The sequence below is a fragment of the Variovorax sp. 01T432 genome (genome assembly GCF_056398605.1).
The window spans coordinates 162,807-182,002 of record NZ_JBFTPS010000006.1 but is presented as its reverse complement, the minus strand read 5'-3'; the positions used below and the strand labels follow the sequence as shown (position 1 = coordinate 182,002).

The following is a 19,196-nucleotide window of genomic DNA, read 5'->3' as shown; positions in this document are numbered from 1 at the left end:
GAGCTCATCCGTGAACAAGGTCGGTATCGGCATCATCGGTTGCGGGAACATCAGCGAGGCCTATCTGAAGGCCGCGACGGGCTTCCCCATCCTCGACATCCGCGGCGTCGCCGATTTGAAGCCCGAGGCCGCGCGCGCCCGGGCGGCCCAGTTCGGGCTCAAGGCCTGCTCGGTCGACGAACTGATGCGCGACCCGGAGATCGAGATCATCGTCAACCTGACGATCCCGGCCGCGCATGTCGAGGTCGGCCTGATGGCGCTGCGCAGCGGCAAGCACGTGCACTCCGAGAAGCCGCTGGCGCTGACGACGGTCCAGGCGCTGACGCTGCTCGAAGCCGCCGACCAGCGCGGCCTGCGCGTCGGCTGCGCGCCCGACACCTTCCTGGGCGGCTCGCATCAGACCTGTCGCAAGCTGGTGGACGAAGGCGTGATCGGCCGGCCGGTCGCCGGCAGCGCGTTCTTCATGTGCCCCGGCCATGAGCGCTGGCATCCGAATCCGGCTTTCTACTATGCCGAGGGCGGGGGCCCGATGCTGGACATGGGGCCCTACTACATCACCGCGCTGGTCAACCTGATCGGGCCGGTCGCGCGCGTATCGGGCGCCGCGACGCGATCGCGCAGCGAACGGCTGATCACCAGCGAGCCGCTCAACGGCACTCCGATCGCGGTCGAGGTGGCCACCCATGTCGCGGGCACGCTGGAGTTCGCCTCGGGCGCGGTGGTGTCGATCGTCATGAGCTTCGACGTTCCCAGGCATCGCCATTCGCCCATCGAGCTGTACGGCACCGAGGCCAGCATGATCGTGCCCGACCCGAACAGGTTCGGCGGCACCATCGAGGTCGCCGGGGCCGGCCAGGACTGGATCGAACGGCCCACCGAGCATGCCTACGCAGACGGCAACTTCCGCAGCATCGGCGTGGCCGACATGGCGCACGCGATTCGCGCCAACAGGCCGCACCGCGCCTCCGGCCAACTGGCGCTGCATGTGCTCGAGGTGATGGAGGCGTTCCAGACCTCCTCCGATCGCGGCCGCCACGTGACGATCAAAACCCGGCCCGAGCGGCCGCGGATGCTGCCGACCGCGCTGACGGCCGGCGCCCTCGACTGAACCGACACCGGAGTGATTGAAATGCGCGAAGCAATGATCGTGTGGGGCGGCTGGAGCGGGCACGAGCCCGAGCAGTGCGCGAAGATCGTCTCGGACATACTGGCCGGGCATGGCTTCAAGGTCCGTGTCGAGTCGTCGACCCGGGCCTTCGCCGATCCCGCGCTCGCCGGGCTGAGCCTGATCGTTCCGATCTTCACGATGTCGAAGATCGAGAAGGATGAACTCGCCAACCTGGGCAGCGCGGTGCGCGGCGGTGTCGGGCTCGCCGGCTTCCACGGCGGCATGTGCGATGCGTTCCGCGACGCGGTCGACTATCAGTTCATGACCGGCGGGCAATGGGTCGCCCACCCCGGCAACATCATCGATTTTCGTGTCGACATCGCGCGTCGCGACGATCCCGTGATGGAAGGCATCGACGACTTCGACTACCGCTCGGAGCAGTACTACATGCATGTCGACCCCTCGAACGAGGTGCTCGCGACGACGACCTTCGGCGGCGAACATGCGCCGTGGGTGGACGGCGTCGTGATGCCGGTCGTGTGGAAGCGCCGGCATGGCCTGGGCCGCGTGTTCTACAGCGCGCTGGGCCACGTCGCCAGGGAGTTCGAGGTACTGCCGATGCGCACGATCCTCGAACGCGGGATGCTGTGGGCCGCGCGCGAGGCCCAGGCCCGGTCGGCCTGATCGTCCGCCCCGATTCATCCACCAGCAGACACCAGCCATGCATCAACAACAACAACCCTCGGCCAGCACGACGACGTACGCCAGCCTGAAGGGCAAGCGGGTCTTCATCAGCGGAGGCGCCTCCGGCATCGGTGCCGCGCTGGTGGAAGCCTTCGTGCGGCAGGGCGCCCGTGTCGCCTTCGTCGACATCGAGGACGCGCTCTCCCATGCCCTGCGCGAAAGACTGGCGCCCGGCGCGGCCTGGGCGCCGCGCTTCGACCATGTGGACCTCAGGGACCTGCCTGCCCTGCAGCGGACCATCGCGTCGGTGCGGGCCGAATTCGGCGGCATCGATGTGCTGGTCAACAATGCCGCCAGCGACGACCGCCATTCGATCGGCGAGGTCACCCCCGCGTACTGGGACGAGCGCTTCGCGGTCAACCTGCGCCACTTCTTCTTCGCCGCGCAGGCCGTCGCGCCCGGGATGAAGGAGGCCGGCAGCGGCGTCATCCTGAACTTCGGCTCGGTGAGCTGGCACCTGGCGCTGCCGGATCTCGCGCTCTACCAGAGCGCCAAGGCGGGCATCGAGGGCCTGACCCGCGCATTGGCGCGCGACCTGGGCAAGTTCGGCATCCGCGTGAACACGGTCGTTCCGGGCGGTGTCAAGACGCCGCGCCAGGACGCGCTCTGGCACGATGAGGAGGAGACCGAACGCATGCTCGCGGGCCAATGCCTGAAGGAGCGCGTCATGCCCGCCGACGTGGCGAATCTGGTGCTGTTCCTGGCCTCGGACGACGCCCGCATGTGCACCGGCCACAACTACTTCGTCGATGCCGGCTGGCGGTAGCGCCCCGGCGGCAGCCTAGAGCGGCAGCGAAGCCTCGTGACGCTGCCAGAAGGCGTCGTCCGGCATCGGGCCCGCGCCCGCGGCGGCGTTGTCCGCCATGTGGCGGGGCTGGCTGGTGCCGGGGATGGTGCAGGTCACAGCCGGATGGCTCAGCACGAACTTGAGCAGCACCTGCGCCCAGCTCGTGCAGCCGATCTCGGCGGCCCAGGCGGGCAGGGGCTTGTCGCCCAGCCGGCGCAGCAGGCCGCCGCCGCCGAAGGGCATGTTGACGATGACGGCGACGCCGCGCTCGGCCGCCAGCGGCAGCAGGCGCTGCGCGGCTTCCTTCGCATCGATCGAGTAGTTGATCTGCAGGAAGTCGAGCTTCTCGGCGCGCAGCACCGCTTCGACCTCGGCGTAGGCGGAGGCGGTGTAGTGCGTGATGCCGATGTAGCGCACACGGCCCTTGTCCTTCCAGCCGCGCAGCGTCTGGATGTGCGTGCGCCAGTCGACCAGGTTGTGCACCTGCATCAGGTCCATGCGTTCGGTGCGCAGGCGCTGGAAGGACTGCTCCATCTGCGCGATGCCGGCGTCGCGGCCGCTGGTCCAGACCTTGGTGGCGAGGAAGGCGTTGCCGCGCTGTCCGGAGGCGGCCAGCAGCTCGCCGGTGACGGCTTCGGATCGGCCATACATCGGCGAGCTGTCGAGCATCCTGCCGCCGGCGGCGAACAGGGCGTCGAGCACGCCCGGCAGGCGCTGGTATTCGGCGCTGCCGGCGGCGACGTCGAAGCCGATCCAGGTGCCGCAGCCGATCACGGGCAGGGCTTCCTGGGTGGAGGGGATGGGACGTGTGTTCATCTTCGTGGCGGGCTGGGCTGGGCGTTGACCGAGGGCGGGCAAGGGCAGGGCGGCGGAAAGCGACAGCGCGGCGCCCAGGCGCAATAGCTGGCCGCGGGTAAGCGATGCCACTGCGTTCACGGGGGTCTGGGCGACGGCGAGCATCAGGTGCCCGATCGATTCGGCGGCCGGCTTGAGCTTGGAGTACTCCCCGCGCATTTATCCCATAGATGGTATCGACCGGACAGGTTTTTCTTTTTCATTTCTCTCGGATGGCAAAGTCCTGACAAGAGGCGAAGAATACTGTATAAAAATACAGTTACTCGATGATCATGGGCCTGCCTTCCTTCGACTCCTTCTCCTCCTCCGCGCGCCACAAGCTCTGGCACGCGGACGAGCTGGGCCTGGCCGATTCGCAGGTCATCGGTACCGGCCACGAGGCGCTCGATGCGCAGTTGCCCGGCGGCGGCTGGCCGGTCGGGGCCATGACCGAGCTGCTGCAAGCCAGCCCCGATGCGCCTTCGTGGCAACTGCTGCTGCCGGCATTGGCGCGGGCGGTGCGGGGCGGCCCCGGCCCGGTCGTGCTGATCGGCGCGCCGCATGAGCCTTTCGGCCCCTCGCTGGAGGCGCGCGGCCTGCCGGTCGAGGCCTTGCTGTGGGTTCGCAGCGACGCGCCGGCCGCCCGTCTCTGGGCCTGCGAGCAGGCATTGCGCTGCGCCGAGGTCGCCGCCGTGCTGGCCTGGCTGCCGCAGGCGCGCGTCGGCGAACTGCGGCGCCTGCAGCTTGCGGCGGCGCAGCACGAGTCGCTGCTGTTCGTGTTCCGCCCCGAGAGCGCGGCCCAGGCCACTTCGCCGGCACGGCTGCGCCTGCAGCTCTCCACCTGCGAGGAAGACCGCACGCAGATCGACGTGCGCATCCTCAAGCGCCGCGGCCCGCCGCTGGCATCGCCTCTGCAGCTGCCCGCGCGCAGCGAGCGCATGACGGCGCTGCTTGCCGCGAGCCAGCTGCGGCGCAAGCTGCGGCGGCAGCAGGAGGGCGAAGCGCAGGCCACGCCGCAAGGAAGCGGGAGCGCGACCGTGGTCCGCCTCGATCTCCACCAGGGAAAGCATCATGCAATGGATCGCGCTGCGCTGGCCGCCTGAAATGGCCTCCACGGACCCGATGCCCGCGATGCCTTCGCCGGAGGCGCTCGGCTGGTGGGCCCTGCAGTTCACCCCGCGCGTCGCCTGGGTCGACGATGAGGCACTGCTGCTCGAGGTGTCCGCCTGCGAGCGCTTGTGGGGTGGGCGCGCGGCCTTGATGCGCCAGATCGCATCCACGAACCCGGCGCCGGTGCGCGTGCAGCAGGCGCAGGGCGCGACCAGCCTCATCGCGCTCGCGCGGCTGCGCATGTTCGCGCGCGGCCAGCCGCCGCCGGCCGAGGTGCCGGCCGGCCTGCCGCTCGACACCCTGAGCGCCGCCGCCGGACACCTCGACGTGCTGGCACACCTGGGCTGCCGCACCTGGGGCGATGTGGCGGCACTGCCGCGCGGCGGGCTCACGCGCCGCTTCGGCAAGGAACTGCGCGAGGCCCTCGATGCGGCCTGGGGAACGCGGCCGGAAAGCCACCGCTGGCTCACGCTGCCCGATGCCTTCGAGCAGAAGCTCGAACTGCCCGCGCTGGCCGAGGGCGCGCCCGAACTCATGTGGTCGGCCAACCGCCTGCTCGCTTCGCTGCAGATCTGGCTGCGCGCGCGCCAGCGCGGTGCGGTGGCGCTCGAACTGCAATGGACGCTGGACCTGCGGCGCTTCAACGGCGTCGACCTGCCGCCGCACCAGCACATCACCGTGCGCACGGCACAGCCCACGCAGGACATGGCGCACCTGCGCCGGCTGATGGCCGAAAGACTGGCGCTCACCCGGCTCGCCGCCCCCGCGAGCTGGCTGCGCCTGCGCTCGCTTGAGACCACGCCCTGGGCCGGCGCGAGCACGAGTTTCCTGCCCGAGGACAACCGCAAGGGCGACAAGCTGCATGAGCTGGTCGAGCGGCTCAGCGCGCGGCTGGGCGCGCAGCAGGTGCTGGGCGCGGTCGCGCGGGCCGATCACCGGCCGGAGTGCCGCCAGACATGGCAGCCCGCGCTGCAGGGCGCACCCGGCCTGCGCCAGGGCCCGCAGGCGAAGGACGGCGTCTCGAACGCGGACGCCATCTACCCTTCATGGCTGCTGCGCGAGCCGCTGCCGCTGGACATGCAGGGCGAATACCCCTGCTACCAGGGGCCGCTGCGCAATCTCGTCGGCCCGCAGCGGCTGGAGACGGGATGGTGGCACGACGGCCGGCCTGCCGTGCGCGACTACTACATCGCCGAGAGCCCTCGCGCCGGCCTCGTGTGGATCTATCGCGAGCGGCCCTCGACCTGCTTCGCATCGGGCGAGGTGCGCTGGTACCTGCAGGGCCTCTATGCCTGAACTCAGCGACAAGCAACTGCGTGCGCGCGCGGCCAGGGTGCATGTGCTGCAGCCGGCGCCAAAGCCGGCGCACCGCCTGCCGGGCTATGCGGAACTGCACTGCATCTCGAACTTCAGCTTCCAGCGCGGCGCATCGAACCCCGAAGAACTCGTCACGCTCGCCTACGAGCTGGGCTATTCGGCGCTGGCGATCACCGACGAGTGCTCGGTCGCCGGCGTGGTGCGCGCGCACGTGGGGCTCAAGGAATACCTCGAACTCCTCGACGAGCAGGATCGCGAGAACCCCGACCAGCCGCCGCATCCGCGCAACCCGGGTTTCCGCGTCCTGTACGGCAGCGAGTTCCTGTTCGAGCGCTTCAGGCTGGTCGCGATCGCGCACGACCTCGAAGGCTGGGGCAACCTGTGCGAGTTCATCACCACGGCGCGCACGACGGCGCCCAAGGGCGACTACCACGTGAGCCTGGAAGACAGCGACATCGCATCGCTGCGCCATTGCGAGATCCTCCTGGCGCCGCGGCGCGAGCCGGGCGGGGCGCTCGACCTGCCGCTCCTGTGCGCCGACATCGGCATCGTCGCCGACCTGTTCGAGCAGAAGATCTGGCTGGTGGCCGAGCTGCCCAACGAGATCGACGACGATCTCTGGCTCGCCACGCTGTACGCGGCGAGCGAGCGCACCGGCGTGCCCCTGGTGGCCGCGGGCGACGTGCACATGCACGTGCGCTCGCGCAAGCCGCTGCAGGACGTGATCAGCGCCGTGCGCGAAGGCAAGGCCGTGACCGAATGCGGCTTCGCGCTGCAGCCCAACGCGGAGCGGCACCTGCGCTCGCGCAAGCGGCTGGCCGACATCTTCCCCCGCGCGCTGCTGGCGAACACGCTCGACATCATGCGGCGCTGCGCCTTCGATCTCGACGAGATCCGCAAGCACTACCAGTACCCGCTGGAGAACGTCGGGGGCGGCGAGACGCCGGCCCAGACCCTGGTGCGCAAGACCTGGGAAGGCGCGCGCAGGAGGTACCCGCACGGCGTTCCCGAGAAGGTGCGCGCGCAGCTCGAGCGCGAGCTGGGGCTGATCGTCGAACTCCACTACGAGATGTTCTTCCTCACGGTCGAGGACATCGTGCGCTTCGCCAACGAGAAGCACATCCTCTGCCAGGGCCGCGGCTCGTCGGCGAACTCGGCGGTCTGCTTCTGCCTCGGCATCACCGCGATCGACCCGGACACGGGCAACCTGCTGTTCGAGCGCTTCCTGAGCCGCGAACGCCACGAACCGCCCGACATCGACGTCGACTTCGAGCACCAGCGGCGCGAGGAGGTCATCCAGTACATCTACCAGAAGTACGGCCGCGAGCGCGCCGCCATCGCCGCCGTGGTCATCTGCTATCGCTCGCGCAGCGCGCTGCGCGATGTGGGCAAGGCGCTCGGCGTCGACGAGCGCCTGGTCGACGAGTTCGCGAAAGACCACTACTGGTTCGACGACGCCGTGCTCGACCATCGAATGGAAGAGGCAATGGCGCGCGCGGGCGTTCGCGAAGACATGCTCAAGCTGCACCAGTGGATCGAACTCACGCAGCAGCTCAAGGGCTTTCCGCGCCACCTGAGCCAGCACGTCGGCGGCTTCGTGCTCACGCAGAGCAGGCTCACGCGCCTGGTGCCGGTCGAGAACGCCTCCATGAAGGACCGCTCGGTCATCCAGTGGGAGAAGGACGATCTCGAAGCCATGGGCATGCTGAAGGTCGACGTGCTCGCGCTGGGCATGCTGAGCGCCATTCGCCGCGCGCTCGACTTCGTCAACGCCTGGCGCCGGAGCGCGCTGCAGATGCATGAGGTCCCGAACAACGACGAGGCGGTGTTCGACATGATCTGCAAGGCCGACACCGTCGGCGTGTTCCAGATCGAGAGCCGCGCGCAGATGTCGATGCTGCCGCGCCTGCGGCCGCGCTGCTACGAGGACCTGGTGATCGAGGTCGCCATCGTGCGGCCCGGCCCCATCCAGGGCGGCATGGTGCATCCGTACCTCCAGAACCGCGAGAAGCTGCGCAAGGGCGGAAAGATCCACTATCCCTATCCGGACCTCATCCCCGCGCTGGGGCGCACGCTCGGCGTCCCGATCTTCCAGGAGCAGGTGATGCAGATCTCGATGATCGCGGCCAAGTTCACACCCGACCAGGCGGACCGCCTGCGCCGCTCGATGGCGGCCTGGAAGCGCAAGGGCGGCGTCGACAAGTTCCACGAGCCACTGGTGGGCGGCATGGTGGACAACGGCTACGACCGCGCCTTCGCCGAGTCCATCTTCAAGCAGGTGCAGGGCTTCGGCGAATACGGCTTTCCCGAAAGCCATGCCGCGAGCTTCGCGCTGCTGGTCAGCGTGAGCAGCTGGCTCAAGCACTACGAGCCCGCATGCTTTCTGGCGGCGCTGCTGGACTCGCAGCCGATGGGTTTCTATTCGCCCTCCCAGCTGGTGCAGGACGCGCGGCGCCATGGCGTCGAAGTGCGCCCGGTCGACGTCACGATGAGCAGGCTGGACTGCACCCTGGAGGCCGCTTCTCCTTCCCCGCCCGGGCAAGGACCGGGATGGGGGCTCCCCGGCCAGCCCGCCGTGCGCCTGGGCCTGAAGCGCATCGGCGGGCTGAGCGAGGCCGGCGCAAGGAGGTTGCTCGACGCCCGCGCCCAGTCTCCCTTCGCCAGCACCGAAGACCTGGCCCTGCGCGCCGAACTCGACGCCAAGGACATGGCGGCCCTCGCCGCCGCCGATGCGCTGCTGACGCTGTCGGGCCATCGCCGCCAGCAGGTGTGGGATGCCACCGCGCAGCGTCGCGCGCCGGCCTTGCTCAAGGGCGTTCCCATCCATGAGCACGCGCTGCAATTGCCCGTCGCGCCCGAAGGCGAGGAGATCGTCGGCGACTATGCCTCGCTCGGCCTGACGCTGCGCCGCCATCCGCTGGCGCTGCTGCGTCCGCGCCTCGATCGCATGAAGCTCATGAGCGCGCAGCAGTTGCGCGCATTGCCGCATGGCCGGACCGCGCGTGCCTGCGGCATGGTCATGGGACGGCAGCGCCCGCAGACCGCCAACGGCACGATCTTCGTCACGCTGGAGGACGAGACCGGCAACGTCAACGTGATCGTCTGGAGCCACGTGGCCGAGGCCTGGCGCGAGCCGCTGCTGAAGTCGCACCTGCTGGCGGTGCAGGGCATCTGGCAGTGCGACGTCGACAGCGGCGGCGAGGTGCGCCACCTGGTGGCCACCGGCTTCAAGGACCTCACGCCGCTGCTCGGGCGGCTGGCGCAGAGCAGCAGGAGCCGGGACTTTCACTAGAGTCAAGGCCTGCGGCAATCGCCGGTAAGCTACGCCGCCCCACCATCCATTCCGCGATTCCCGGAACCCGGCGCCAGCCACCTCATGACAACCATCCAAGCCCGACGCAAGCTCATCGTGATCATCCTGCTGAGCGTCGCCATCGCGGGCGCGCTCCTTCGGTCCTTCACCGCCCCCAGGACGACGGCGCACGATGTCGGCACCCTGCTCATGCTCCTGTGGCTGCCGATCATCGGCAACATCATTTCGTGGCTGGTCTCGAAGCTGCGGCGTCCGGCGGCCGCCGGGTCCTCGGCACCATCGGGGTTCGGGGAAGGCCGCGCGTTCCAGCCCCATGCCCTCGTCGAACTCACGCTGCGCGCTCCCCAATTGCCCTCCGAGGACGTCCCGATTCCCGCAGGCGAGCAGCGCTGCCATCTCGTGGTGGACAACGAGGCCTTCTCGGCCCGATGGTTCGTGCGTCCGGACGAATCGATTCGCCGCGGAAAGCCGCAGCCGATCGAGGTCGAGTTCCTGGTGCCGGCCCTCGCATTGCGGCGATTCCAGGACCAGGCGGCGTTCAGGATTCTGGTCGGCGAATCCTTCGTCGGCGACGGCCGCGTGCTGCGGCTGCTAGGCGAGGCCTGAAGGCGCCTCGTCGGCGTCCACCGTCGGCAGGGCCATGCCGAGGCGGGTCATCCATTGCGCCAGCGCGCGCTCGTCCGGCGAACCGGCCTCATAGACGGCGCGCATGGCCGCGTGGGCTTCCGGGCGGTGCTGGTTGAGCTTGAGCTTGCATTGCAGCTGCGTCACCCGCAATTCGAAGCCGACGATGCCCAGCAGCATCTTGTGCTGAAACTCTTCGCCCAGCTCGCGCCACTGCTGCGCATAGGCCGGCTCGTGCTGGCCGATCAGGCGCTTGAGCAGCGCATCCTTCTCGGCGGGTGCATCGATGAGGCGTGCTTCCACGGTGCAATGCACGGCGAGGTAGTTCCAGGTCGGAACGCGCGCGAGGTCGGGGTAGACCGAGGGCGAGAGGTAGGCGTGCGGCCCGAGGAAGGTCACGATCGCCCGGGGCCGCGCCTGCAGGTGGCGCCAGTGCGGATTGGGCCTGGCGCAGTGGCCCAGCAGCCGCACATCGTCTTCCCCCTTGTCGTCGAGCACCAGCGGCAGGTGCGTGACGTAGGGCAGGCCCTCGTCATCGTTCGAGATCAGGCTGGCGAAAGGATGCGCGCGCATCAGCTCGGAGGCGATCGCGCGATCCTTGGCGTTGAACTGGGGGGGCATGTACATCGCGGGGGACTCCTCGGAAAGATCTTCGCGAATTGTCGGACATGCCGATCCCCGCCGGCGCGACTCGCCCTCAGAGCTTGCCGCGCATGGACTCGATGATGTCGATCGAGGTCTTCAGGCGCCGCGTGATTTCGGAGTGAAGCAGCGCCGGCCCCCGAAGCGCCTGCGAGTCGACGAACCACGCGATCCCCAAGACCACCAAGACTCCTCCTGCGAGGTACAAAAGCACGTCCAAACGCATTCCCGCAAAAATGGCGCGAGTCCGGCATCGGGAGCAGCTCGCGTGTGTTGTCGGCATCCTACAGGATGCATCGCATGAAGAAGCGCCGTCGCGGCGATCCGGGCGGCGCGTCACCAGATCTGGTTCTTCGAGTTTCCCTCTTCGCCAGGCGCCAGGAACTTCATGGTCATCGCCACGAGTTTCCGCCAGGGCTTGGCATTGGCCGCCTTGCGCGCGCCGTAGGCTTCACGCTCTTCTTCCAACGTCGCCCTCAGCATCGCGAGGTTCGGCGGGTTGTTCGTCCAGAGCCCCTCCACCACGAACTGCCCTGCATAGGCCGGGTCGGGATTCGGCGTCACCTTGATTCGAAGCACGCCGATGCTGCGCAGCAGGGCCGAGCGCGCGCTCGCGAGCTTCATGCCGTCGTCCAGCTCCTTGACGCGGCCGCTCAGCGCGAAGCGGATGGTGCGAACGGTGCTCACATGCTCGGCGACGTAGGCGGTGACCTCCATCAAGGCCAGCTTGCGCAAGGCCAGGTTGTGCCGCACCACGTGGTCGGTGGGCGTGAATTGCTGGAAGAGCACCGTCGTTCCGTCGCGTTGCAGGACGACAGGCAGGGCCGTGCCGATGTGGATCTCCCCGTCGTGGAGATACATAGGATCCGGGAATTGGTACGGGGAGGAACCGGGTCCGGTAATGCGAAGGCTTGAAGGGGTCATAGATCGGCGGGCAACCGTCGAATATATGCCCAGCGGCCACGGCCACCGCACCGGCGATCCCGTTCAGTTCATTCCGGGCGGCCGTAGTAGTGCAGGAACATGTCCACCGCTTCCGATATCTCGGCCTTGAACGCCGGCGATTCGGCCCGCAGCCGGCCGAGCAGCGTCGGCCAGAACACGTGGGCGCGCATCATCGAGGTCATCGCGTGGCCGATCTTCCCCGGATCCCCGCGCAGGCGCCCGTCGGCGCATGCCGCTTCCGCCCAGGCAGTGAAGCCGTATTCATTGCGCCAGTAGTCCTGCAGGATGGGTTCCACGCGTTCTGGATGACGGATGTGCTCGGCCATCACCGTGCGGACCAGGCGCAAGGTGTGCTCTTCGGCCACCAATTCGAGGGCCTCGCGCACGAACCGCAGGATCTGCGCCCGCAGCGAGGCGCGCGGCGAGTAGCGGATCGTGGCCGAGACGCTGATGCGCTGGCCCACTTCGCTGACCAGGGCCTTGAAGAGGTCCTCCTTGCTGGGGAAGTGGTTGTACAGCGTGCGCTTGGAGACCTGGGCGCGCGCGGCGATGGCATCCACGCTCGCGTTGTCGAAACCGGATTGCGCGAACTCGGCGATGGCCGCGTCGCGCAAGGCCCGCTGCTTTTCGGAGGAGACAGGCCGGCCCGGACGCCGCGCGGGCGCGACACCTTCCAGCGAAGGGATGGGTTGCTCAGACATCGTGCGATGTTAGTCGTGCGCGTCGCGGGTATTCCCGAGCCGCACCCGGATTGACCGGGCCGTGCCATGTGCCTTAAGCTAATTACTGCACCGAGTAGTGCATAAATGAGAGCGAATCAGGAGACAACCACGTGGACAAGACAATTCAGAAGCGAGCGGTGGTGGCTTGCGTTCTCGGCATCTGCTTCGAGGGCTTCGACTTCATCGTGTACAGCATGTTGTCCTTCGTGATCGCGAAGCTGTACTTTCCGACCGGCAGCGAGCTCACGTCGGTCCTTCTCGCGTTCGCCACCTTCGGCCTTGCGTACGTTGTCCGGCCGCTCAGCGGCATCTTCTGGGGCATCTACGCGGACAAGATGGGCCGGCGCAACGCGCTGGTCTGGATCTCCTGGATGATGGCCGGCGCGACGGCCATCATCGCCTTCGCCCCCACCTACGCATCGATCGGATTCTGGGCGCCGGCCCTGATCGTCCTGGCGCGGCTGCTGCAGGGTTTCTCCGCCGGCGGCGAGTTCGCCAGCGCGACGGCGATGCTGATCGAATACGCGCCGCCCCACAGGCGGGGTCTCTATGCAAGCTGGCAGATGGCCGCGCAGGTCGCGACGATCGGTGTCGCCGCGGGGCTGGTGCTGATCCTGACCAGCACGTTGTCGCACGGCGAGCTGGAATCGTGGGGATGGCGCATCCCCTTCGCCGTCGGCATCCTCATCGGCCCGATCGGCTACTACATGCGTTCGCGGCTGGCGGATTCGCCGGAGTTCACGCAATACATCCAGCGCGAGGGCGGGCCGGAGAGGACACCGCTGCGCGTCGTGCTGAAGAAGTTCCGGCGCGAGTCGCTCAGCGGCGCGGGCCTGGTGCTGATCGGTTCCGCTTCCTTCTACCTGATCCTGGTCTATCTGCCCTTGTATGCGGCGCGCGAGCTTCACGTGCCGATGAAGGACGCCCAGATCGCCACCATCATCTGCTGCGCGGTGCAGTTCTTCGTGTGCCTGGCGGCGGGCGCACTGTCCGACCGCTTCGGGCGGCGCGCCATTCTTCTGCCGGCCGCGATCCTGTACGTGCTGATCAGCTATCCGCTGTTCGCGCAGCTCATCGCACATCCCGCCTTCACCACGCTCCTCATCGCGCAGATGCCGATCAACATCCTCGTCGGACTGTTGAGCGGCGCCATGCCCGTCACGCTGGCGGAGCTCTATCCGACGCAGGTTCGCTCGAGCGGCGTCGGCCTCGTCTACAACATTGTCGGCGCGGTGTTCGGCGGCCTGGGGCCCTTGATCATCACCTGGCTGATCGCCTCCACCGGCGGCCGGGCGAGCCCGGCTTACTGGGCCATCGCCACCGGCGTGGTGGGCGTCGTCGCGATCCTGTCCCTGCGCAAGGGCAGGCGCGCCGCGGGCGATGCCGTGCGCGAGGCGCCCGCGGCGCCGGTCCATGTCTGATGGCATCCCATATCGACCCAAGGAAACCTGCATGAATGTCGCCAACCCCGCGGATTCACCGGTCATCACCGACGACCACCCGACCGGGGTGCTCGGATTTCGCTATCTGCTCGAGGGCACGCCGCTGACGCCCGAGAACTACATGCTGCAGATCACGGAGAACCTGGGTCATTTCCGGATGGTGACCCACCGGCACAACTTCGATCAGTTCCGCTATGTCATCCAGGGGCAGATGAACCTCGGCGACGGGCGGGTGCTGCGGGAGGGCGAACTCTGCTACTTTCCGGAGGGCACCTCCTACGGCCCGCAAGACGACCCCGCGGGCCCTGTGGCGCTCGTGCTGCAGTTCGGCGGCGCGAGCGGCTACGGCTACATGAGCCCGGAGCAATACCGCCAGGGCCGGGCGGAACTCAAGCAGGTCGGGCGCTTCGAGGGGCCGGTGTTCACCCGCGAGGCGGAGGACGGCCGCGTGTCGAGGAAGCTCAGCATCAACGCGATCTGGGAGCAGTCCATCGGGCAGCGCATGATGATTCCGGCGCCGCGCTACGACGACGTCATCATCATGAAGCCGAAGGCGTACCGCTGGACGCCGCTCGAGGGCCAGGCGGGTGTGTTGCGCAAGCTGCTGGGGTGCTTCACGGAACGCGGCACCATGGCCGAGGCCTTCCTGGTTCGCGCGGGTTCGACGCTGCGGGTGAAGCGCGCGGCGGCCATCCGCGTCTGTTTCGTGCTGTCGGGAAGCGGCCGCGTCGGCGGCGCGCCATGGGGGCGCCACTGTGCCGCCGACTTCGCGAGCGGCGAGGAGGGCGAGATCGTGGCCGAGAGCGATATGGAACTGCTGGCCTTCACGCTGCCGATGCTCTCCAGGGAATCGATGGAGCCGCAGCTTCCCAGCACGGAGCCCCTGCCGGGCAAGTCCGTGACGGTGGACGCGTGAAGACGAGGATGTTGGGGTGAACGAGAACGCTCAACTGGCCGGCAAGGTCTGCGTGATCACCGGCGGCGCGGGCAGCATCGGGCTGGCGACGGCGCGGCTCTTCGTGGCGCATGGCGCGCGGGTCGTGCTCGCCGACCTGGACGCCGGCGCGCTGTCGCGCGCGACAGCGGAACTGGGCGAAGCGGTGGCCGCGGCGATGGTGACCGATGTGTCCAGCAGCGAGCAGGTCCGCCGGCTTTTCGCGCACGCGGTCGAGCGCTTCGGCCCGGTCGACGTGATCTTCAGCAACGCGGGCAACATGGGCGTGATCCGCCCGCTGGCGGCGTTTCCCGAGGACGAGTTCGACCGCGTCATGGCGGTCCATGTGAAGGGCGCCTTCCTGTGCTGCAAGCACGGCATCGCGGCGATGAACGATGGCGGGAGCGTGATCATCACTTCCAGCATCGTCGGTGTGCGCGGCGACCCGGGCGCCTACGCCTACATCACCGCCAAGCACGCGCAGGTGGGCCTGATGCGTTCGGTCGCCAAGGAGGCGGCGGCGCGCAACATCCGCGTCAACACGATCCACCCCGGCCCCATCGCCAACGATTTCCAGCGCGAGGTCGAGTCGGAACTGAGCGTGGTGATGCAGCGCGATGCCGGTGCCTTTTTCGACCAGATGATTCCATTGCGGCGGCATGGAAAGCCGGAGGAAATCGCGCGCTCCGTGCTGTACCTCGCTTCGGCGCAGAGCAGCTTCGTGACGGGCAGCCTGCTGATGGTCGACGGCGGCATGAGCGCCTGAGAAGGCGCCGAATTCAGGAGGGGGAGGACGCGGTGCGCCTGCCGCGGCGTGGCGGCGCCGGCTGCCGCTCGGGCCGGACATCGGCTTCGAAGGCCGCCCGCACGGCGTCCAGGCTCAATTGCGCGACGAGCAGGGCTTCGGCGAGGTCGGGGGCCGGCGCTCCCGGGATGTTGGAGGATGGATGAAGCACCTTGGCGAGTCGCTCGCAGGCGGTGTCCCACATGAGCCGTGCGCGTTGCTGGGCTTCGGATTTGGACATCGACCTCGTCTGTCTTGGCTGGGCCCTGCGGGCGTAGGCTTCCACTGTAGGGCGAGAAGGCCACGGTCGCAAGCGCATGAACATGGGAGCGGCTCTTTCCTCGCTTCCCCCGCCGCCCGCGTCCGCCGCGCGCCGACCGCGCCTCAGGCACATTCCATGCGCGTGATCACCTGCCCGTTGCGGGCTCCGGTGTGCGCTCCGTGCCGCCAGGTGATCGCGCCGTTGACGATCACGGTGTCGATGCCTTCGGCCGGCCGCGTCGGCGTCTCGTAGCTGGCCGCGTCGCGCACGGTCGCGGCGTCGAAGACGACGAGATCGGCATGGTGGCCCGGCTTCAGCGTGCCGCGCCCGTCCAGGCCAAAGTTGCGTGCCGTAAGCCCAGTCATCTTCCAGACCGCGGTTTCCAGCGGAAAGAGGCCGATGTCGCGGCTGTAGTGCCCCAGCACGCGCGGGAAGGTGCCCCACAGGCGCGGATGCGGGCTCTCGCCGACCGGGATGCCGTCCGAGCCGATCATGGTCTCGTCGAAGGCGAGGATGCGCTGCACGTCGTTCTCGTCCATCAGGAAGTAGATCGCGCTGCCGGGCTGCAGCCGGCGGGCGGCTTCGTCCTTGGCCACGCCCCATTCCTTCGCGATGTCGTCCAGGTCGCGGCCCGCACATTCGGGGTGCGGCTGGCTGGCGGCGATCAGCACGCGGCCTTCGAGCATGCCGCGGTCGGTGCGGATCATGGTCGAGCCCGCCGTGTAGGGGTAGCAGTCGAGCGACACGCACTGGTGCTTCATCGTCTCCCGGATGAAGGGCAGGGTGACTTTCGAGCGGCCGAAGTTCGGCGTGTTCTGCACCTTGTGGTGCGACACCACCACCGGCACGCCGAGTTCGCGGCCGATGCGGAAGGTCTCTTCCAGCGACTCCATCACCTTGTCCGATTCGTCGCGCATGTGCGTGACGTAGAGCGCCTTGCGCGCGCTCAGCGGCCGGCAGACCTCGATGATCTCCTCGGTCGTCGCCTTGGCCGCGGGCGGGTAGAAGGTGCCGGTCGACAGCCCGATGGCGCCCGCCTGCATGGCTTCCTCGACCAGCCCCTGCATGGCGGCGATCTCTTCGGCATTGGCCGGGCGGTCGAGCGCCGACATGGTGACCGCGCGCAGCGTCGAGTGCCCGACCATCGCCGCGACGTTGACCGAGGACGGGGTGGCGCGCAGCGCGTCCAGGTAGGCCGCGAAGGTGGTGAAGCGGCCTTCGGCGGGCGAGTCGATCAGGCTCAGCGGCATGGGCAGATCCATGTCGGGCCGCAGCGGCGCGGCGCTGATGCCGCAGTTGCCGGCGACCACGGTCGTCACGCCCTGCGAGACCTTGAAGGGCATCGCCGCCTGCGACAGCACGGCCTGGTCGTCGTGCGTGTGCGAGTCGATGAAGCCGGGCGCGACGATGCGGCCCGTGGCGTCCAGCGTCTGCGCGGCGGTGCAGGCGCAGAGGTCGCCGATGGCGGCGATGCGGCCGGCCGTGATGCCGACATCGGCATCGAAGCGCGGCGCCCTGGTGCCGTCGATGACGGTGCCGCCGCGGATGAGCAGGTCGAAGTGGGAGGGTGTCGGCGACATCGGGATCCTTTGTTGCGGCTATCGAAAATGGCAGGCCACCCACTGGCCGCCGGGCGAGGCCGTGGGCCGCTCGGTCAGGGCCGGCGCCTGTTCCTTGCACACCGGCTGCGCGAGCGGACAGCGGGTGTGGAAGCGGCAGCCCGAGGGCGGGTTGGCGGGGCTGGGCGGGTCGCCCTGCAGCAGGATTCGCCGGGCGGGCGTGCGCGGGTTGGGCACCGGCACGGCCGACAGCAGGATCTCGGTGTAGGGATGGCGCGGCGCCGAGAACAGCGTGTCGCGGTCCGCGAGCTCGACGATGTGGCCGAGGTACATCACGGCCACGCGATGGCTGATGTGGCGCACCACGGCGAGATCGTGCGCGACGAAGAGGTAGGCGATGCCCAGCTCGGCCTGCAGGTCCATCAGCAGGTTGACCACCTGCGCCTGCACCGACACGTCGAGCGCCGACACCGGCTCGTCGCAGACGATGAGCTTGGGATTGAGCGCGAGCGCGCGCGCGATGCCCAGGCGCTGGCGCTGCCCGCCCGAGAACTCGTGCGGAAACTTCTTCGCCGCCTCGGGCCGCAGGCCGACCTTGGAGAAGAGCCACTGCACGCGCTCCTGGCGCTGGGCGGCCGAGCGCATGCCGAAGTTCCTCAGCGGCTCGGCCACGATCTCACCGGCCGACAGGCGCGGGTTGAGCGAGGCGTAAGGGTCCTGGAAGATGATCTGCAGATCGCGCCTGCGCAGGCGCATCTCGCCGGCCGAAAGGCCCACCAGCTCCTGGCCTTCGAGCTTGACCGAACCGGAGGTGGGCTCGACCAGGCGCATCACCGATTTCGCGGTGGTGGTCTTGCCGCAGCCCGATTCGCCCACGAGCGCCAGCGTCTCGCCGCGCGCGACCGTGAAGGAGACCCCGTCCACCGCCTGGATCGCGGGCCTGGGCTTCGACAGCCAGCGCCGCGGCGAGAGGTAGTGCTTCCTGAGCTTGTCGACCTGCAGGAGCATGTCGGGAACAGGGGCGGGAACGACGGCGTTCATGCGGCCACCTCCTCCGGCCATTGGACACGGCCTTCTTCGACGGCGAAGCAGGCCACGGCATGCCCGCCGGCTTCCTCGACAAGTGCCGGCATCGCGGCCACGCAGCGCGCGTTGGCATGCGGGCAGCGCGCGGCAAAGGCGCAGCCGCGGCCCAGCGTGTGCGGCGATGGCACCATGCCCGGGATTTCGGCCAGCCGCGTGCCGGTGGAATTCATCGAGGGCATGGAGGCCATCAGCGCGCGCGTGTAGGGGTGCAGCGGCCGGTCGAAGAGTTCGATCACGTCCGCCTCCTCGACCTTGCGCCCGGCGTACATCACGATCACGCGGTCGCAGCTTTCGGCCACCACGCCGAGGTCGTGGGTGATCATGACGACGCCCATGCCCAGTTCCTTCCGCAGGCGCTTGATGAGGTCGAGGATCTGCGCCTGGATCGTCACGTCCAGGGCCGTGGTGGGTTCGTCGGCGATCAGTACCTCGGGGTTGCAGGCCAGGGCCAGGGCGATCATCACGCGCTGGCGCATGCCGCCCGAGAGCTGGTGTGGGTATTCGTTGACGCGGCGCTCGGGCTCGGGGATCTGCACCACGCGCAGCATCTCCACCGCGCGCGCCAGGGCGTCGTCGCGCTTGAGCTTCTGGTGCAGCCGCACGGTCTCCGCGATCTGCCGGCCCACGGTCAGCACCGGGTTCAGCGAGGTCATCGGCTCCTGGAAGATCATCGAGATGCGGTTGCCCCGGATCTGTCGCATCTCGCGCTCGCTCAGCTGGAGCAGGTCGGTGCCGCGCAGGCTGATGCTGCCGCGCAGGCGCGCCGGCGGCGAGGGCACCAGCCGCAGGATGGACAGGGCAGTCACGCTCTTGCCGCAGCCGGATTCGCCGACCACGCCGAGGGTCTGGCCGGCGCGCACCGTCAGCGAAACGCCGTCGACCGATCGCACGGTTCCGGCCAGGGTGTCGAAGTGCGTGCGCAGCTCGCGCACTTCGAGCAGCGGCTCGCCGGTGGGGAGGGAAACGCGGGACATCTTCATTGC

Annotated in this window: 19 protein-coding genes; 10 read left to right on the top strand and 9 right to left on the bottom strand. The window is 68.7% G+C overall.

Translation table 11 applies throughout. The annotated features are described in order from the left end of the window. The first annotated feature begins 10 nt into the window (after nucleotides 1-10). From AC1DNF_RS07620 to xylB, 3 genes are read left to right on the top strand one after another with little or no spacing between them, the layout of a single operon-like run. Nucleotides 11-1,108 carry a Gfo/Idh/MocA family protein gene (locus AC1DNF_RS07620; protein ID WP_478147964.1) on the top strand — a complete coding sequence of 366 codons (1,098 nt, stop codon included), beginning with the start codon at nucleotides 11-13 and terminating at the stop codon, nucleotides 1,106-1,108. A gap of 21 nt (nucleotides 1,109-1,129) precedes the next feature. Continuing rightward, nucleotides 1,130-1,792, top strand: a complete 663-nt coding sequence (locus AC1DNF_RS07615; protein WP_478147963.1) for a ThuA domain-containing protein — start codon at nucleotides 1,130-1,132, stop codon at nucleotides 1,790-1,792. 37 nt (nucleotides 1,793-1,829) lie between these two features. Continuing rightward, nucleotides 1,830-2,618 carry a D-xylose 1-dehydrogenase gene (gene xylB / locus AC1DNF_RS07610; protein ID WP_478147962.1) on the top strand — a complete coding sequence of 263 codons (789 nt, stop codon included), beginning with the start codon at nucleotides 1,830-1,832 and terminating at the stop codon, nucleotides 2,616-2,618. Between the two features lie 15 nt (nucleotides 2,619-2,633). On the opposite strand, the gene AC1DNF_RS07605 is transcribed toward xylB, so the two are convergent. Continuing rightward, nucleotides 2,634-3,599: an aldo/keto reductase gene (locus tag AC1DNF_RS07605; RefSeq protein WP_478147985.1), complete on the bottom strand. Its 966-nt coding sequence runs from the start codon at nucleotides 3,597-3,599 to the stop codon at nucleotides 2,634-2,636. A gap of 167 nt (nucleotides 3,600-3,766) precedes the next feature. On the opposite strand from AC1DNF_RS07605, the gene imuA reads away from it, so the two are divergent. The 4 genes from imuA (at nucleotide 3,767) to AC1DNF_RS07585 (ending at nucleotide 9,819) form a co-directional block, all read left to right on the top strand. Beyond that, entirely contained in the window at nucleotides 3,767-4,576 is an 810-nt protein-coding gene (imuA, locus tag AC1DNF_RS07600; RefSeq protein WP_478147961.1) for a translesion DNA synthesis-associated protein ImuA, read from the top strand. Continuing rightward, complete coding sequence (locus AC1DNF_RS07595; protein WP_478147960.1) at nucleotides 4,545-5,879, top strand: Y-family DNA polymerase; 1,335 nt, start codon at nucleotides 4,545-4,547, stop codon at nucleotides 5,877-5,879. The genes imuA and AC1DNF_RS07595 overlap by 32 nt, the downstream gene beginning before the upstream one ends. Continuing rightward, entirely contained in the window at nucleotides 5,872-9,192 is a 3,321-nt protein-coding gene (locus AC1DNF_RS07590) for an error-prone DNA polymerase (protein WP_478147959.1), read from the top strand. Before AC1DNF_RS07595 ends, AC1DNF_RS07590 begins: the two co-directional genes overlap by 8 nt. 84 nt (nucleotides 9,193-9,276) lie before the next feature. Continuing rightward, entirely contained in the window at nucleotides 9,277-9,819 is a 543-nt protein-coding gene (locus tag AC1DNF_RS07585; protein ID WP_478147958.1) for a hypothetical protein, read from the top strand. On the opposite strand, the gene AC1DNF_RS07580 is transcribed toward AC1DNF_RS07585, so the two are convergent. The 4 genes from AC1DNF_RS07580 to AC1DNF_RS07565 all read right to left on the bottom strand — a co-directional run bounded on the left by AC1DNF_RS07580 (nucleotide 9,805) and on the right by AC1DNF_RS07565 (nucleotide 12,125). Continuing rightward, nucleotides 9,805-10,464 (bottom strand): FMN-binding negative transcriptional regulator, encoded by a 660-nt coding sequence (locus AC1DNF_RS07580; RefSeq protein ID WP_478147957.1) that lies wholly within the window; start codon nucleotides 10,462-10,464, stop codon nucleotides 9,805-9,807. The genes AC1DNF_RS07585 and AC1DNF_RS07580 overlap by 15 nt on opposite strands. Nucleotides 10,465-10,534: 70 nt before the next feature. Beyond that, on the bottom strand, nucleotides 10,535-10,663 hold the full coding sequence (locus AC1DNF_RS07575; protein ID WP_478147956.1) for a hypothetical protein: 129 nt from the start codon (nucleotides 10,661-10,663) through the stop codon (nucleotides 10,535-10,537). A gap of 152 nt (nucleotides 10,664-10,815) precedes the next feature. Continuing rightward, nucleotides 10,816-11,340: a hypothetical protein gene (locus AC1DNF_RS07570; RefSeq protein WP_478147955.1), complete on the bottom strand. Its 525-nt coding sequence runs from the start codon at nucleotides 11,338-11,340 to the stop codon at nucleotides 10,816-10,818. Nucleotides 11,341-11,471: 131 nt separating this feature from the next. Beyond that, nucleotides 11,472-12,125: a TetR/AcrR family transcriptional regulator gene (locus AC1DNF_RS07565; protein ID WP_478147954.1), complete on the bottom strand. Its 654-nt coding sequence runs from the start codon at nucleotides 12,123-12,125 to the stop codon at nucleotides 11,472-11,474. Between the two features lie 131 nt (nucleotides 12,126-12,256). On the opposite strand from AC1DNF_RS07565, the gene AC1DNF_RS07560 reads away from it, so the two are divergent. Genes AC1DNF_RS07560 through AC1DNF_RS07550 form a run of 3 tightly spaced genes read left to right on the top strand, consistent with a single transcriptional unit; the run spans nucleotide 12,257 to nucleotide 15,288 of the window. Then, nucleotides 12,257-13,567 carry an MFS transporter gene (locus tag AC1DNF_RS07560; RefSeq protein ID WP_478147953.1) on the top strand — a complete coding sequence of 437 codons (1,311 nt, stop codon included), beginning with the start codon at nucleotides 12,257-12,259 and terminating at the stop codon, nucleotides 13,565-13,567. A gap of 31 nt (nucleotides 13,568-13,598) precedes the next feature. Beyond that, nucleotides 13,599-14,504, top strand: a complete 906-nt coding sequence (locus AC1DNF_RS07555) for a hypothetical protein (protein ID WP_478147952.1) — start codon at nucleotides 13,599-13,601, stop codon at nucleotides 14,502-14,504. A gap of 16 nt (nucleotides 14,505-14,520) precedes the next feature. Continuing rightward, nucleotides 14,521-15,288, top strand: coding sequence for an SDR family NAD(P)-dependent oxidoreductase (locus AC1DNF_RS07550; RefSeq protein WP_478147951.1), 768 nt, complete (start codon nucleotides 14,521-14,523; stop codon nucleotides 15,286-15,288). A gap of 13 nt (nucleotides 15,289-15,301) precedes the next feature. On the opposite strand, the gene AC1DNF_RS07545 is transcribed toward AC1DNF_RS07550, so the two are convergent. From AC1DNF_RS07545 to AC1DNF_RS07530, 4 genes are all read right to left on the bottom strand, one after another. After that, the gene (locus AC1DNF_RS07545) at nucleotides 15,302-15,547 is read right to left on the bottom strand and encodes a hypothetical protein (RefSeq protein ID WP_478147950.1); all 246 of its coding nucleotides are present in this window, start codon (nucleotides 15,545-15,547) and stop codon (nucleotides 15,302-15,304) included. A 143-nt stretch (nucleotides 15,548-15,690) separates the two neighbouring features. After that, a complete protein-coding gene (locus AC1DNF_RS07540) occupies nucleotides 15,691-17,148 on the bottom strand; it encodes an N-acyl-D-amino-acid deacylase family protein (RefSeq protein WP_478147949.1) in 1,458 nt (485 codons plus the stop codon). Nucleotides 17,149-17,166: 18 nt separating this feature from the next. Beyond that, the gene (locus tag AC1DNF_RS07535) at nucleotides 17,167-18,168 is read right to left on the bottom strand and encodes an ABC transporter ATP-binding protein (protein WP_478147948.1); all 1,002 of its coding nucleotides are present in this window, start codon (nucleotides 18,166-18,168) and stop codon (nucleotides 17,167-17,169) included. After that, the gene (locus AC1DNF_RS07530) at nucleotides 18,165-19,193 is read right to left on the bottom strand and encodes an ABC transporter ATP-binding protein (protein ID WP_478147947.1); all 1,029 of its coding nucleotides are present in this window, start codon (nucleotides 19,191-19,193) and stop codon (nucleotides 18,165-18,167) included. Before AC1DNF_RS07530 ends, AC1DNF_RS07535 begins: the two co-directional genes overlap by 4 nt. Between the last annotated feature and the right edge of the window lie 3 nt (nucleotides 19,194-19,196).

What these genes read in the sequence shown, in the direction of transcription:
- AC1DNF_RS07615 (WP_478147963.1), top strand. Translation starts at nt 1,130, where the DNA reads ATGCGCGAAGCAATGATCGTGTGGGGCGGCTGGAGCGGGCACGAGCCC.
- xylB (WP_478147962.1), top strand. Translation starts at nt 1,830, where the DNA reads ATGCATCAACAACAACAACCCTCGGCCAGCACGACGACGTACGCCAGC.
- AC1DNF_RS07605 (WP_478147985.1), bottom strand. Translation starts at nt 3,599, where the DNA reads ATGCTCGCCGTCGCCCAGACCCCCGTGAACGCAGTGGCATCGCTTACC.
- imuA (WP_478147961.1), top strand. Translation starts at nt 3,767, where the DNA reads ATGGGCCTGCCTTCCTTCGACTCCTTCTCCTCCTCCGCGCGCCACAAG.
- AC1DNF_RS07595 (WP_478147960.1), top strand. Translation starts at nt 4,545, where the DNA reads ATGCAATGGATCGCGCTGCGCTGGCCGCCTGAAATGGCCTCCACGGAC.
- AC1DNF_RS07590 (WP_478147959.1), top strand. Translation starts at nt 5,872, where the DNA reads ATGCCTGAACTCAGCGACAAGCAACTGCGTGCGCGCGCGGCCAGGGTG.
- AC1DNF_RS07585 (WP_478147958.1), top strand. Translation starts at nt 9,277, where the DNA reads ATGACAACCATCCAAGCCCGACGCAAGCTCATCGTGATCATCCTGCTG.
- AC1DNF_RS07580 (WP_478147957.1), bottom strand. Translation starts at nt 10,464, where the DNA reads ATGTACATGCCCCCCCAGTTCAACGCCAAGGATCGCGCGATCGCCTCC.
- AC1DNF_RS07570 (WP_478147955.1), bottom strand. Translation starts at nt 11,340, where the DNA reads ATGTATCTCCACGACGGGGAGATCCACATCGGCACGGCCCTGCCTGTC.
- AC1DNF_RS07565 (WP_478147954.1), bottom strand. Translation starts at nt 12,125, where the DNA reads ATGTCTGAGCAACCCATCCCTTCGCTGGAAGGTGTCGCGCCCGCGCGG.
- AC1DNF_RS07555 (WP_478147952.1), top strand. Translation starts at nt 13,599, where the DNA reads ATGAATGTCGCCAACCCCGCGGATTCACCGGTCATCACCGACGACCAC.
- AC1DNF_RS07545 (WP_478147950.1), bottom strand. Translation starts at nt 15,547, where the DNA reads ATGTCCAAATCCGAAGCCCAGCAACGCGCACGGCTCATGTGGGACACC.
- AC1DNF_RS07540 (WP_478147949.1), bottom strand. Translation starts at nt 17,148, where the DNA reads ATGTCGCCGACACCCTCCCACTTCGACCTGCTCATCCGCGGCGGCACC.
- AC1DNF_RS07535 (WP_478147948.1), bottom strand. Translation starts at nt 18,168, where the DNA reads ATGAACGCCGTCGTTCCCGCCCCTGTTCCCGACATGCTCCTGCAGGTC.
- AC1DNF_RS07530 (WP_478147947.1), bottom strand. Translation starts at nt 19,193, where the DNA reads ATGAAGATGTCCCGCGTTTCCCTCCCCACCGGCGAGCCGCTGCTCGAA.